A 13,113-nucleotide genomic window follows, 5' to 3' on the forward strand; every position below is an offset into this window, starting at 1 on the left:
TCTCCCGTGACTGGGGAAAGTGCTATGAAATCCGTTCTGTATCACGGCACTTGAGGTTCTGGTGCGTGTGATGTGAAAGAGCCTAGAGTGCCCGCTGAGCGCGCGGCAAGGCCCCTGCACCGGCCCCGCGACAGGCTGCCCCTCGGCGGAGGTAGCGGCTGCCCCTCGGCGGCTCAGCGGCGGCGCAGTGACGGGTCGAGCAGCGCGGGAGGAGCGTCGAACTTCTCGTGTGCGGCGAGGTCGGTACCGGGGGCGACGATGGCGTCGATGGCATCGAGCACATCGGCGGAGAGCGCGGTATCGGCGGCGGCGAGCTGCGAGTGCAGATGGTCCAGCGTACGGGGGCCGATGAGTGCGCTGGTCACGGCGGGGTGCGCGGTCGCGAAGCCCAGTGCGAGCTGAATCATCGTCAGCCCCGCCTCGTCGGCGACCTCGGCCAGCTGCTCGACGGCCTCGAGCCTGGCCCGGTTGGCAGGGAGGGAGGTGTCGAAGCGTTCCGGCATGAACGTCGAGCGGCTGGTGGTGATTTCCCGGCCCTCGCGTATCGCACCCGACAGCCAGCCCGACGCCAGCGGGCTCCACACCAGCACACCGAGCCCGTACTGCTCGGTCACCGGCAGGACGTGGGCCTCGATCCCGCGCTGCAGGATCGAGTAGCTGGGCTGTTCGGTGACGTAGCGGCTCAGATGATGCTCGCGGGCGGCCCACTGCGCCTGCACGATGCGGTACGCGGGGAAGGTGGAGGAGCCGAAGTAGCGGATCTTTCCCGCGCGTTGCAGATCGGTCAGTGCTGACAGCGTCTCCTCGTCGCTGGTGCTCGGGTCCCACCGGTGGATCTGGTAGAGATCGACGTGATCGACGCCGAGGCGGCGCAGGCTGTTGTCCAGCGCGGTGACCAGCCAGCGGCGCGAACTCCCCCGGTGGTTGCGCTCGTCGCCCATCGGCATGTTCGCCTTCGTGGCCAGCACGATGTCCTCACGGCGACCGGCGATGGCCTTGCCGACCATCTCCTCCGACTCGCCGTCGCTGTACATGTCGGCGGTGTCGATGAGGTTGACGCCCGCCTCAAGGGCCGCGTCGACGATGGCGGTGGCCTCGTCCTGGGTGGTGCGCCCGATGCTGCCGAAGTTCATGGCGCCGAGCGCGAGGGTGCTGACCTGCACACCGGTACGGCCCAAGGTGCGGTACTGCATGGCTGTGTCTCCTCGTTGCGGTGAAGCCGGGCGGGTGGGGGTGGCCACGGCATCACAAGTAAGCGGAACCTCGTTCCGAAACAACGATACGGAACGGGGTTCCGCTTTGGCAAGAGCTCCGGCGCGGGATGTGTTGTGGTGAGGTGAGGTGAAGCGAAGTGAGGAGAGGTCCGGTGAACTACTGGACAGGGGCGCCCCCGGTGGCCCGGCGACCAGGACCTCTCCTACCGGTCGTCCTCTCCGGTCCCGGCTTCCCCGGTCCCCGCGGCCAGCCTCCGTACATGCGCCACGGCCTCGTCGGTCAGTTGCGCCGGGACGAGCCAGTAGTCGTAGATACCGCCCTGCGCGGAGTTGTAGCCGCAGAGCACGGCCACGCCTGTGCCGAGCCGGCTCTTGAGCTCGCCGGCCAGCCAGCCGACGAAGCCGCTGTTGTCGGCGGCGGCGGGGAAGTGGAAGGCGAAGACGCCGAAGACCTCCGCTTCGTCGCCTCGCGCCGGTTCGAGGACCGACCATCCCTCCTCGTCGCGCACCAGAGCCAGCGCGTCGGTGGACGGCTGCGGCAGCCCTCCGGCCGGGTGCTCGTGATACGCCCAGCGCCCCGGCAACTCCTTGAACGTGGCCTCGGCCAGCACGCGCCGCAGCCGCCCGCGTACTTCCTGATCCGTTTCGTGACTGATGTTCACCATGGGGCATTCAGCCTCGGACGCCACGGCGAAATTCCGGCACCGGTACGAGGTGACGCACGCCACCCTCACGATCCGCAGCAGGGCGGACGTCATCGCTTCCAGGGCGGACGTCATCGCCCCCCGGGCGGGCAGCACCGTGCGGGTCGGCGGCCTCCGGCGGCAGTCTCGCCGTCACCTTCGGCATCATGGGCCTGTACCAGCGGCTCAACCGCGTCCAGTGCGTCATCGGCCTGACCACCGGCGGTCTCGCCGTACTCTCCCTCGCTACCCTCCTGATCCTCATGTTCGGCCGACCCCCGGCATAAGGGCGGTCGAGGAGACCGTCACCACGACGGGCGCCGAGTGCCCCGTCGCACGCAGGGCGTCCCCCGTGACTTCGACCAGCCACACCGCGACATCCGGTGTCCACTCCCGCGCGTGGCACACGAAATGCGCCGTCCTCCGCGCGCCCTCCAGCGGTGATCGCGTCTGCGCCCGGCCGGGCACCCGGGAGGTGTCCGCCGAGGACGCGATCTCCGCCTCGGCCGCCGCGCCCAGACGCTCCTGGACGGCGTCCCGCACGCGAGCGGCCTCATCGGGCGGCTCCCAGGCCCTGGAGGGAGCCGCGGAGACGGTCACATGGATGTCCACGGAGGCCGCGGGCGAGGCCAGGGAGAACCACTCGCGCATGTCGTCGAAGTCGTCCGTCGCGTCCCCCGCGGTGATCTGCAGAGGCAGGTAGGCCTGCAAGGCGGTGAACGTCACGGTGCCCACCCGGTCGAGCGCGTCGACGAGTGTCCTGGTCATGGGGAGGACCGGAAGGCGCGGCTGACGGGCGTCCTCGGGAACGTAGGCCAGCATCCAGGCGAGTTCGCCGATCTGGTTGCGGCCGGACCAGTCGCCGCCCTTGTCGCAGTCGAGCCAGCGGTCCGGGACGTGGAAGAGCTTCTTCCCCGTCCGGGTCCGCCAGCCGTGGGGGGCGTGCCAGCCGTAGGCATCTACTCGTACCAGTGCGAGATCCAGTACGGACGCGCAAAGCTCGTCCTGATCGCCGCTTGCCAGCCAGGGATGCCGATCGAGGATCCCGTGTACTCCGACAGTCGTTCCGCAGTGCATGGCAGCTTCCTCAATCGCGGCCGGCGGGTTCATCGTGTCCTCCGCCGCGCGGCGAGCGGCCCGGCGGGGTGCGCAGATGCGCGCGTGTGCCTTGCGGACCGAACAGGATGAGAAGCTCGACCGCGCCGCCGTCGGCGCTGCCCAGCCAGTGCGGCAGGGACGTGTCGAATTCGGCTGCCTCCCCGGGCGAGAGCGTCAGGTCGCGCTCGCCGAGCAGCAGTCGCAGCCGACCGTTGAGCACATACAGCCACTCGAAGCCTTCGTGGGTCTGCGGATCGGGTACCAGCGGCTCCGGCCGCGCAGGGATGATCATTTTGAACGCCTGCGTACCACCCGGCCGCCGGGACAGCGGAACGAAGACCATCCCGAACCGCCGGAGCGGCTTGAGATGGATCCGGGGGTCGCCGGTGCGCGGGGCACCGACCAGGTCGTCCAACGGCACGTTGTACGTACGGGCCAGCGGCAGCAGCAGCTCCAGCGTCGCCCGGCGCCGCCCGCTCTCCAGCCGGGACAGAGTGCTCTGCGAGACGCCGGTCTCCGCCGCGAGGTCGGCGAGGGTGAAACCGCGTTCATGGCGCAGTGCCCGCAGCCGGGGCCCCACGAGGTCGAGAACGTCTTCCGATCCGCCGTCCATCGGATCATCTTGCCAGAACGGCAAGAGGCCGTGCCAGAACGCGACTTGCCGGGCGAGACTCCCACACGTTCCCCGGCAGAAGGAGCCCACTGATGACCACCAACCCTGTCACGTTCTGGGACGGCGTCTACGCGGCCCGCCCGGCAGCCACCGATCCGCGGCCGAACGTACGGCTCACCGAGACGGTCACGGACCTGCCTCCCGGCGACGTGCTGGACCTCGGATGCGGCGAAGGCGGCGATGCGCTGTGGCTCGCCCGCCAGGGGTGGCACGTCACCGCCGTCGATGTCTCGGCCGTGGCCCTCGGACGGCTCACCGAGCTCGCCCTCGCACAGGGCCTGGGCGAGCGGATCGCCGCCGAGCGGCACGATCTGCACGAGTCCTTCCCGCAGGGCGCGTTCGACCTCGTCAGCGCCCACTATCTGCACACTCCTGACGACCTGGACCGGGCGACCGTCCTGCGCAAGGCCGCGCACGCGCTGCGCCCGGGCGGGCGGCTGCTGGTCGTCGACCACGGATCGACCGCTCCGTGGTCGTGGAACCAGGACCCCGACGTCCGGTACCCGACGCCCCGGCAGGTCGCCGAGGACATCGGCCTGGACCCGGCGACATGGCCCCTCGAGCGGGCCGCGGCGTCCCGTCGGACCGCGACCGGACCGCAAGGGCGCACCGCCGAGGTCACCGACCACATCCTGATCGTCCGCCGCGCCGCGTGAAGCGGTGCGCCTCCCGCGAGGAGTCATCATGCCCATCGCCCCCCGCCGCGCACGACGCGGCGACACCCCGCCGCCCCGGACCGGAAGCAGCGAGACGGAGGTGCTGCGCGGCTTTCTCGACCACCTCCGCCACTCGGTCTCGGCGAAGGTCGAGGACGCCCCCGATCCGGAGGCCCGAACTGCCGGCGTGCCGTCGGGCACCAACCTGCTCGGTCTCCTCAACCACCTCACCCACGTCGAACGGTCGACGTTCCTCGGGGACCGGGTCACCGACTGGCAGGCGACCTTCCACGCCGCTCCCGCGGACAGCGTGGCCGAGGTCGTCGCCCGCTACCGGAGCGCGGTCGCGCAGGCGAACGAAGTGCTCGACGGATGCACCGACCTCGCCGCACCGGTGCCCCGCCCCCGGCCCTACAGCCCCGCTCCCAGCGTCCGCTGGGCACTCACCCACATGATCGAGGAGACCGGCCGGCACGCCGGCCACGCAGACATCCTCCGGGAACTGATCGACGGCGCGACCGGACGCTGACTTCGCCGTCCCTTCCGGTGCGGAACGCCTCCGCCCACCGCGTCATGGCGCTCCTGTGCTGCCGCAGCCCCGGCCGGATCGCTCTGCGGGTGCATGAGTACGGTGATGCCCCGTCCCGGGACTCCACACGGTGAGTTGTCCCGGAGGCCGGGCGCGAAGCGACGGGCGAAACGCTGTCCTTCCGGCTCCTTGTGCACCGAGTACCGTCATGGCGCCTGTCCGGGCTTCGTTCCCGGAGCGCCGGCAGTGCCCTTGACGCGCCCATCCGGAGGAGACACAAGTGACTTCACGTTCCGCGCCAGCCCCCGTCGTTGCCCCTGCCGGGCGGCGTTGTTCCGGCCGACCGGCAGCCGCAGTGCAGCGGCGGTGCACCAACGACACCGCCATCCGCCATGCGGCACGCCCGCAGCCGTGGGGGTCGGCGTGAGACGGGGCACCGACGCTGCTGGTTCCGCCTCGGCCCGCCGGGGGCGGCGGTCGGCGCGGAAGGCCGAGGGCGGAGTCTCGGCAGCGGAACGGGAGTTGTTCGGTGGGCGGCTGCGCTGGGACGACGCGTTCGTCGAGCACGAGGGCGCGGTGGCACGCCTGCGCTTCGCACAGATGGCTGCCGCGCTGCCGCGGATGGTGGGCGTGGTGCTGCGGGCCGGATGGAATGCCGACCCGCGGGCGCTGGCCGGTGTGGTGACCGCGCAGATCGGTCTGGGGTTGACGGCCGCGTACGGGCTCGTGGCGGTCAACGGCGTGCTCAGCAAGCTGTTCGCGAACGGTCCGGCCGCCGACAAACTGCAGCAGGCCATCCCGGCGCTCGCGATGCTGGCGTTGGTCTCGGTGGGCACCGCCCTGCTCCAGGCCTGGTCGACGGCGATGTCCGGTCGGCTGGAGCCCCAGGTCGAGCGGGCCGTCTCCACCCGGTACTACCGGGCGGTCACGCAGGTGGAGGTGGTGGCGACCGAGCAGCCGGAAATCCAACGCCACCTGGAGGCGGGGAGGTTCGGCACGGACTCGGCGCGGCGCATGCTCAGCCTTTCCGTGAGCGTCGCCAACGTCGTGATCGGCATAGTGGCCTCGGCCGTCGTACTGGCCTCGCTGCACTGGGCGCTGCTGCCGATGCTCTTGGTGATCGCCCTGCCCAAGGGCTGGGGAGCGGTGCGCTCGGCGCGCCGGGAGCACATCTCCCGGCGGCACTGGATCGACCACCGCCGGGCAGTCGCCACGCTGCTGCAGTACCTGACATTGCCGCACGCCGCGGGAGAGATCCGGGCACACTCGGCGGGCTCGCTGCTGCTGCGCGGGTACGAGGAGATGTCAGGGCTGATGGAGACCGAGCAACGGCGCCTGGCCCGGGCGCAGGCCCACACCGATCTGGTCGCCGGTGCGTTCTCCGGTGTGGCGGCCCTGGGCTGTTACGGAATGCTGTGGTGGCTGCTGACCAGCGGTGGCCTCCCCATCGCCGTGGGCGGGACCGCGGTGGTCGCCATGCGCGCCTCGACGGGTCGGCTCACCTCGCTGGTGCAGCAGATCAACCTCCTGTACGAGGAGATGCTGCAGCTCAACGACACCGAGGAGGCCACGGCGCTGGCGGCCCGGCACGCCATTCCGCGGACCGGCAAGCCGCTGCCCTCGCCGGTACGGGCGATCCGGGTGCGGGATGTCTCCTTCACCTACCCCGGCGCCACGGTGCCCTCGCTGCGCAGCGTGGACGTGTCCGTACGGCGCGGTGAGGTGACCGCGCTCGTCGGAGCGAACGGCTCCGGCAAATCCACGCTGGCCAAGATCCTGGGCGGGCTTCTGCTGCCCAGCGACGGACAGGTGTGGTGGGAGGGCCCGGCAGGTGAGCGGGTGGAGGTGCGCGAGGCCGACCGGGCGGACGTCTTCCGGTCCGTCGGGCTGCTGACGCAGGACTTCCCGAACTGGCAGATGACGGCCGCCGCGAACATCGCCATCGGGGCCGGCGACCGGCCCCGGGACATGGCCCGGGTCAAGGAGGCCGCGCGGGCCGCCGATGTGGACGGGCTGATCGAGGGCCTGCCGCACGGCTGGGACTCCATCGTCTTCAAGGGGTACGAGCGCGGCGTCCAACTCTCGGGCGGGCAGTGGCAGAAGGTGGGCAACGCCCGCAGCCGCTACCGCGACGCGCCGTTCCTCCTGGTCGATGAGCCGACCTCCGCGCTGGACCCGCATGCCGAGATCGAGGCGTTCGAGCGGCTGCGGACTCTCGCCGACAGCGGTGTCGCGGTGGTGCTGATCACCCACCGGCTCGCTGCGACCGCCTCCGCCGACCACATCTACGTCCTGGACCACGGGCGCATCACCGAGGACGGCACCCATGAGCAGCTCATGGCCCGTCCCGGCGGCCTGTACCAGGGCATGTTCGAGGCGCAGGCCGCGCAGTACGGACTCACCTCGTCGCGCGGCGCGGACATTCCGGCGCCCTGGCGCGGAACCGCTCCCGACCACAAGGAGGAGACCGGCCGGCCGCTGTGACCGTACCGGAGCGGGCAGACGAACCCTTCGGGCAGCCGTCCCGGCGCTGGAGGGCCCGGTGCCGGGACGGCTGCCGTGGCGCTGATCGGGTGCTCAGTCGAACACGAACGGCCCGGGAGCCTGTGCGGAGGTGGCGTTGCAGGTCACGGTGAAGCCCAGGACCGTGACCGTCAGCGACTGGGCCTCCAGGACGTCGCCGGGGGCGACCGTGCCGTTCAGCGGGCCGCTGGAGATCGGGCTGCCGGCGGGGAGGGCCGGGTTGGCGCTGCCGGTGAACTGCGTGGTCCCGGTCCCGTTCTTGCTCAGGGTGAGCGTCGAGGAGACGGAGCCGGCCGCAAGGTCGATGGGGGAGGTGATCGCGTCGGTGGTGACCGTGACGGCCGCGGCGGTGCCGTCCTGGGTCGCCTCGAGCGTGGCCTCGCCCGAGCCCCACGTTCCGCAGTCGAAGGAGATCGTGGCGGTCTGCGGCTCCACCGCGTAGGCGCCGGGTGCCAGCGCGAGAGTGCCGGCGACGGCGGCGCCGACGCCCAGGGCCGTGCCTGCTGCGAGTCTGCCGTGTCTCATGAAGTTTCCCGCCTTCATGTGGGGGTGGGGGTGGGTGCGCACCCCAGAACTGATGGCTGGTCAGCTTCCGGAAGTGGTCCCATTGAGGCACCGCGATCTTGAGAGGGCAAGGCCGATCCCGGGATTTCTCAACCTGGCCAGAACCTTGCGCCGACCCCGCCACTCCCCCGCACGGCCGGACCGGGGCCGTACGGATGCGTACGGAGCCGCGCCGCTGCCGGTGAGCTGGCGCCGGTACCTCATCCCGCGGTGAGCACCAGAGCCGCCGCTGTCGCGGCCAGCGCCGCGTACACCGCACCGGCGACCCGCATTCCGAAGCGCAGCAAGCCGCTCTCCGCGCCCCGTCGGGCTTGTCGGCCCGCCACGGCCAACGTCAGCATGATCATGGGAAGGGAGGTGAAGACCGCGTGCCCCGCGGCGCTGTTCTGCAGGGCCGCGAACCAGACGTCCAAACTGCCGTCGCCCGGGGCGAGCCTGCCTTGCAGTGGCATCAGCAGAGCGTTCCCCCCGACGTTCGATCCGGTGATGAACCCGCCGAGCATGCCCAGCGCGGGCGCGGCCAGCGCGATCACAAGAGCCGGGGCGTCGGCGACCGCCGCACCCAGCTGCCCGATCATCCCGCCGGCTGCCATCAGCTGCCCCAGGGCGACGAAGCCGGTGAGCGCGAGCAACGGCCGCAGGACGCGAGCGGCGGACGCGCGGACATCCCCGCCGTGCAGCCGACCGCAGTCGAGCAGCAGCGCGGTCGCCAGCAGCGGCAGGCCGGGCGAGGACAGCAGTTGGAAACTGGCCCCGCCCGCGTGCAGTGCGAGCGGCGGCAGACCGGCGGCGGTCGCGGCACGCAGCACGGCGATGAGGGCGAGCACCAGCCCGTACGCCAGCAGCACGGGCCGGGGCGGCAGCAACGGACCGGCCTTGTGGCCCGTTTCGCCGTTGCGGGAGGCGAGTACCAGCACGCCGAGCGCCGTGGTCATCAGCCCCGCCAGCACACCGGCCACTTCGACGGCGCCCAGCCGGTTGAACGCGAGCAGCCCGAGCGAGAGCGCACCGCCCAGTGCCGCGGCGACGGCCGCCGCGCGGGTGCGCCGCCGTGGCCGGGCCAGCAGCGCCGCCCAGACGGCGACCAGGGGGAAGACCAGGAAGCTGGTCACCGCGGTGGCCGAGCCGAGTTCGAGCGGCCCGGTGCCCGAGAGGGAGGCGCCGATGACGGTGGCGAGGCCGAGTGTGCCCCAGGGCATGATGTTCATGCCGAGTATCGCCTGGCGCAGCGCGGTCGCGGGCGGCGCCAGTGCAAGCAGGACGGGCACGGTGACCAGCAGTGACACCCCGAAGCCGGTGAGCGCTTCCACCGTCGGGGCGATCCCGACCACCACCAGTGCGACCTTCGCGGGTCCGGCCAGGGGCAGGCCGCGTACCCATTCCTGCAGTGAGCGGTGCACCTCGCGGCGTGCGAGGACCTGGCTGAGGTAGACGCCCGGGAGCATGACCGCGGCGGCGTTGAGCACCAGCAGCCCGCCCGCACCGGCCCCGGAGGCCAGTGCGCTGGGCGGGAACGTGAACTCGGGCAGCCACCAGATGAGCAGCGCCGCAAGGGCACTTCCCGCCGTCGCCGCCCAGTGTGCGGGGCGGCGCAGCACAGTTATCAGCCCCAGCACCATCACGAGGGGAGAGACCGCTATTGCCCACACCATGTCCCGGTCGCCTTTCGCCGTTCGTCGCACGCCGGTCCACGTGGGTGCGGACCGATGCGATCACCCTGACGGCGGGCACCGGCTCCGGTCTTGAACAAAAATCGCCTCAGCCGCTCATGGCCCCTGGGGTCACCCCGAAGTACCGCTTGCACACGCGCGTCAGATGCGCCTGGTCGCTGAAGCCCGTCCGGGCGGCCACCTCGGCCGGCTGCCGCCCGGCCAGCAGCAGCCGCCGTGCGCGGTTGGCTCGCAGCCGCAGCAGATAAGCGTGCGGCGGCAGCCCGTAGGTACGCCGGAACGCGGCGATCAGCGTGGCCCTGTTCCACCCGGTGGCCGCGGTGAGGTCCGCCACGGTGACCTGCTCGGCCCAGCGGTCGTGCAGCAACTGCCGTGCCACCTCCAGCGCCTGGGCACCCTTCGCTTCCGGCACGTTGCCGACGGGGCCCGTACGCGCGTGTCGTCGCAGCACCGCACCGAGTCCCCGCAGCAGCAGCGACTCCGCGGTGAGCGGGTCACCGGAGAGCTCCTGGTCGCGATGGACGCGGCGCAGGAAAGAGAAGAGCCCGGGATCGCGCAGGGCCGTCTGCGGGAACCAGACCTCTCGGGTACCCAGCCGCTCCCTGGCGAGTTCGGCGACCATGTCGGTGTCGAAGTAGAACATCCGGTACTGCCAGCCGGCGTCCTGCGCGGCGAAACCGGTGTGCACCTGGCCGGGGTTGAGGACGACCAGCTGCCCGGCCGGGATCACCACGGTGCCGCCTTGCAGCTGCAGCCCCTCGGCGCCCCGCTCGATGACACCGACGGACAGCTGCTCGTGACTGTGCCGGTCGAAGGCGAAGCGCTCGAACCGGGCCGAGAACAGCTCGACCTGGGGAGTGCTCGGAGCCGTCCACAGCCGGGACTGCTCACGCTGCGTCGTGGCGCCGGCGGCCATGTCCTGGTTCCGTCCGTCTCAGCGTGCGGTGCCGGTGGGGGTGTCGCCGTGGGATTCGAGGACTGCGGCGAGTGTGCCGGCCAGGTGTCGGCGTTCGTCGGCGCCGAGGCTGTCGAGGAGTCGGGCCTCGTTGGCCAGGTGGAGGGGGAGGACCCGGTCGATCGTCTCCAGGCCGTGGGGGGTGAGGCGGATTCTGACGGAGCGGCGGTCGGCGGCGTCGGGTACGCGGGTGACCAGGTCCTTCGCTGCCATGCGGTCGACCCGCAGCGTGATGGCCCCAGTCGTCACGAGGGAGGACTTGAGGAAGGTCTTGGCGGTCAGTTCATAGGGCGCGCCGGAACGCCGCAGTGTGGACAGGATGTCGAACTCGCCCGGCTCCAGTCCGTGTTCGGCGAGGAAGTCCTTGATGGCCTTGTCCCACAGCCGGGACAGCCGCATGATCCGGCCGACGACGCTGATCGGCGAGAAATCGAGAGCGGGGCACTCCCGGCGCCACTCCTCCAGCACCGCCTCCACCGCGTCCCCCGGAGCCGCCGCGTCCGACATGAAGTCCTCCCGCACTAGCCGACAAATAGTTGAGCGCTCGTTTAGTTGACACTCGCGCAATCCATACTTAGCTTAGCACTCACTTAATCGATCCTCACCTAAGGGCGCCCCGCTCACGGCTGCCCGCGACCCGGTGCCCACGGCGAAACCGCCCCCGCCGGCCTCGCCGACGACACCGGCCCGCCGGCCCCGCCGGGCCCCGCCGGTCTCGTTGCCGAGCGCCGCCGTATCCCATCGGCCCCCGCACCACCGACCCATGGAAGGCAACCATGTCATCACCTGACACAACGGCCGCACCCGTCAAGGCAGGTGCCCGCCAGTGGGCTGGACTGGCCGTCCTCGCCCTGCCCACCCTGCTGATCTCCCTCGACCAGAGCGTGCTGTTCCTCGCGCTGCCGCAGCTGGCGGAGTCCCTGCGGCCCACCGGCACCCAGATCCTGTGGATCACGGACATCTACGGCTTCCTCGTCGCCGGCTTCCTCATCACCATGGGCACCCTCGGCGACCGGATCGGCCGCCGCAAGCTGCTGATGATCGGCGCCGTCTTCGTGGGCGCCGCCTCCGTCCTGGCGGCCTACTCCACCAGCGCCGAAATGCTCATCGCCACCCGCGCGTTGCTGGGCATCGCCGCTGCCACCCTGATGCCGTCCACGCTCGCCCTCATCAGCAACATGTTCACCGACCCGCACCAGCGCGGCCGTGCCGTCGCGGTGTGGGCCAGCTGCTTCATGGGGGGTACGGCGCTCGGCCCGGTCGTGGGCGGTGTGTTCCTGGAGTTCTTCTGGTGGGGCTCGGTGTTCCTGCTCGGTGTACCCGTCATGGTGCTGCTGCTGATCGTCGCGCCGTTCGTGCTGCCGGAGTACAAGGATCCGAACGCCGGCCGGATCGACCTGTTCAGCGTGCTGCTGTCGCTGGTGTCGATCCTGTCGGTCATCTACGGGCTCAAGGAGCTGGCACGCTACGGCTTCGGGCCGGCGCCCCTGACCGCACTCGTCGTCGGGCTGTCCGTCGGCGCGGTGTTCGTGAAACGGCAGCGCGCGCTGGAGCACCCGCTGCTCGACCTGAAGCTGTTCCGGGTGGGCGCGTTCACCGCCGCCCTGCTGATCCTGATGGTGTCGATGCTCGGCACCGGCGGCGGCTATCTGTTCATCACCGGGTTCCTGCAGATGGTGGAGGGCTTCTCGCCGATGGAGGCCGGTCTGTGGATGGTGCCCTCGGCTGTCGCGTCGATCCTCGCCGCACAGGTGGCGCCCGCCTTCGCCAAGCGCTTCCAGCTCGGCACCGTGATCGGAGCCTCCCTGCTCATCGGTATGACTGGTTACGCGATGCTCGTCCTGGTCGACCCGGTCGGAGGGCTGCCGCTGCTCCTGGCCGGCTTCGTGATCATCTTCGTCGGCGTCGGTACGTTCGGATCGCTCGGCACCAACCTGGTCGTCGGGTCCGTCCCGCCCGAGCGGGGCGGCTCTGCGGCGGCCCTGTCCTCCATCAGCGGCGACCTGGGCAACGCGCTCGGTGTCGCCGCGCTCGGCAGCCTCGGCACGGCCGTCTACCGCGACACGTTCGCACCCGGCGCCGGTGTCCCGGCGCACGCCGCCGAAACCGCCGCGGCGAGCATGGAGGACGCCGTCGTCGCCGCCCGGGAGCTGCCCTCCGGTGCTGCCGATGCCCTGATGTCCGCAGCCGAGGAGGCCTACACCAACGGCCTCAACACCATCGGCTTCGCCTGCGCCGTCCTCGCCGCCGCCAGTGCGGCCATCTCACTCACCATGCTGCGCAAGCGCCATGGGGCCACATCGTCCGGCCAGGCCCCGCAACAGCGGAGCAAGCAGGAGAGCGGCACCGACACGGCCCCGGAGTCGCTGCCGGTGCCCTGAACCCGCAGCGGCACACGTCGCCAGGACCCGCAGGTACCGGGGCTGACGGATCGGGCCCCATGCAACGTGGCCCATGGAGGTATGGCGGCATACCGCCACAGTTGAGGAGAACGTCGTACCAGTGCCGGACGACGCGGGAGCGGTCCGCGGCCTAGCGTCGGGGCAGC

General features: G+C 71.2%; 12 protein-coding genes. 4 read left to right on the top strand and 8 right to left on the bottom strand.

Translation table 11 applies throughout. The annotated features are described in order from the left end of the window. Positions 1-173: 173 nt before the first annotated feature. From JW613_RS03265 to JW613_RS03280, 4 genes are all read right to left on the bottom strand, one after another. Entirely contained in the window at positions 174-1,193 is a 1,020-nt protein-coding gene (locus JW613_RS03265) for an aldo/keto reductase (protein ID WP_209209131.1), read from the bottom strand. A 224-nt stretch (positions 1,194-1,417) separates the two neighbouring features. Continuing rightward, on the bottom strand, positions 1,418-1,879 hold the full coding sequence (locus JW613_RS03270) for a DUF6196 family protein (RefSeq protein WP_209209132.1): 462 nt from the start codon (positions 1,877-1,879) through the stop codon (positions 1,418-1,420). 279 nt (positions 1,880-2,158) lie between these two features. Beyond that, on the bottom strand, positions 2,159-2,974 hold the full coding sequence (locus JW613_RS03275; protein WP_209209133.1) for a hypothetical protein: 816 nt from the start codon (positions 2,972-2,974) through the stop codon (positions 2,159-2,161). A gap of 10 nt (positions 2,975-2,984) precedes the next feature. Next, the gene (locus tag JW613_RS03280) at positions 2,985-3,608 is read right to left on the bottom strand and encodes a helix-turn-helix domain-containing protein (RefSeq protein ID WP_209209134.1); all 624 of its coding nucleotides are present in this window, start codon (positions 3,606-3,608) and stop codon (positions 2,985-2,987) included. A 92-nt stretch (positions 3,609-3,700) separates the two neighbouring features. Between JW613_RS03280 and JW613_RS03285 the strand changes: the two genes are divergently transcribed. The 3 genes from JW613_RS03285 to JW613_RS03295 all read left to right on the top strand — a co-directional run bounded on the left by JW613_RS03285 (position 3,701) and on the right by JW613_RS03295 (position 7,337). After that, a complete protein-coding gene (locus JW613_RS03285) occupies positions 3,701-4,324 on the top strand; it encodes an SAM-dependent methyltransferase (RefSeq protein WP_372447887.1) in 624 nt (207 codons plus the stop codon). Positions 4,325-4,352: 28 nt separating this feature from the next. Further along, entirely contained in the window at positions 4,353-4,853 is a 501-nt protein-coding gene (locus tag JW613_RS03290; RefSeq protein WP_209209135.1) for a DinB family protein, read from the top strand. A gap of 423 nt (positions 4,854-5,276) precedes the next feature. Continuing rightward, a complete protein-coding gene (locus tag JW613_RS03295) occupies positions 5,277-7,337 on the top strand; it encodes an ABC transporter ATP-binding protein (protein ID WP_443742838.1) in 2,061 nt (686 codons plus the stop codon). 93 nt (positions 7,338-7,430) lie between these two features. Here JW613_RS03295 and JW613_RS03300 read toward each other — a convergent pair whose 3' ends face one another. The 4 genes from JW613_RS03300 to JW613_RS03315 all read right to left on the bottom strand — a co-directional run bounded on the left by JW613_RS03300 (position 7,431) and on the right by JW613_RS03315 (position 11,072). Then, positions 7,431-7,901 carry a hypothetical protein gene (locus tag JW613_RS03300; protein WP_209209136.1) on the bottom strand — a complete coding sequence of 157 codons (471 nt, stop codon included), beginning with the start codon at positions 7,899-7,901 and terminating at the stop codon, positions 7,431-7,433. A 239-nt stretch (positions 7,902-8,140) separates the two neighbouring features. Continuing rightward, positions 8,141-9,592: an L-lactate permease gene (locus JW613_RS03305; protein WP_209209137.1), complete on the bottom strand. Its 1,452-nt coding sequence runs from the start codon at positions 9,590-9,592 to the stop codon at positions 8,141-8,143. 106 nt (positions 9,593-9,698) lie between these two features. Then, the gene (locus JW613_RS03310; protein WP_209209138.1) at positions 9,699-10,526 is read right to left on the bottom strand and encodes an AraC family transcriptional regulator; all 828 of its coding nucleotides are present in this window, start codon (positions 10,524-10,526) and stop codon (positions 9,699-9,701) included. 18 nt (positions 10,527-10,544) lie between these two features. Then, a complete protein-coding gene (locus JW613_RS03315) occupies positions 10,545-11,072 on the bottom strand; it encodes a MarR family winged helix-turn-helix transcriptional regulator (protein WP_209209139.1) in 528 nt (175 codons plus the stop codon). Between the two features lie 269 nt (positions 11,073-11,341). Between JW613_RS03315 and JW613_RS03320 the strand changes: the two genes are divergently transcribed. After that, positions 11,342-12,946, top strand: coding sequence for an MFS transporter (locus JW613_RS03320; RefSeq protein WP_209209140.1), 1,605 nt, complete (start codon positions 11,342-11,344; stop codon positions 12,944-12,946). The last annotated feature ends 167 nt before the right edge of the window (positions 12,947-13,113 follow it).

Source organism: Streptomyces smyrnaeus, from assembly GCF_017676345.1.
Lineage (GTDB): Bacteria > Actinomycetota > Actinomycetes > Streptomycetales > Streptomycetaceae > Streptomyces > Streptomyces smyrnaeus.

Excerpts from the sequence above, each read along its gene's own strand:
- JW613_RS03280 (WP_209209134.1), bottom strand. The coding sequence starts at position 3,608 with ATGGACGGCGGATCGGAAGACGTTCTCGACCTCGTGGGGCCCCGGCTG.
- JW613_RS03300 (WP_209209136.1), bottom strand. The coding sequence starts at position 7,901 with ATGAGACACGGCAGACTCGCAGCAGGCACGGCCCTGGGCGTCGGCGCC.
- JW613_RS03275 (WP_209209133.1), bottom strand. The coding sequence starts at position 2,974 with ATGCACTGCGGAACGACTGTCGGAGTACACGGGATCCTCGATCGGCAT.
- JW613_RS03315 (WP_209209139.1), bottom strand. The coding sequence starts at position 11,072 with ATGTCGGACGCGGCGGCTCCGGGGGACGCGGTGGAGGCGGTGCTGGAG.
- JW613_RS03310 (WP_209209138.1), bottom strand. The coding sequence starts at position 10,526 with ATGGCCGCCGGCGCCACGACGCAGCGTGAGCAGTCCCGGCTGTGGACG.
- JW613_RS03270 (WP_209209132.1), bottom strand. The coding sequence starts at position 1,879 with ATGGTGAACATCAGTCACGAAACGGATCAGGAAGTACGCGGGCGGCTG.
- JW613_RS03305 (WP_209209137.1), bottom strand. The coding sequence starts at position 9,592 with ATGGTGTGGGCAATAGCGGTCTCTCCCCTCGTGATGGTGCTGGGGCTG.
- JW613_RS03265 (WP_209209131.1), bottom strand. The coding sequence starts at position 1,193 with ATGCAGTACCGCACCTTGGGCCGTACCGGTGTGCAGGTCAGCACCCTC.
- JW613_RS03290 (WP_209209135.1), top strand. The coding sequence starts at position 4,353 with ATGCCCATCGCCCCCCGCCGCGCACGACGCGGCGACACCCCGCCGCCC.
- JW613_RS03320 (WP_209209140.1), top strand. The coding sequence starts at position 11,342 with ATGTCATCACCTGACACAACGGCCGCACCCGTCAAGGCAGGTGCCCGC.
- JW613_RS03285 (WP_372447887.1), top strand. The coding sequence starts at position 3,701 with ATGACCACCAACCCTGTCACGTTCTGGGACGGCGTCTACGCGGCCCGC.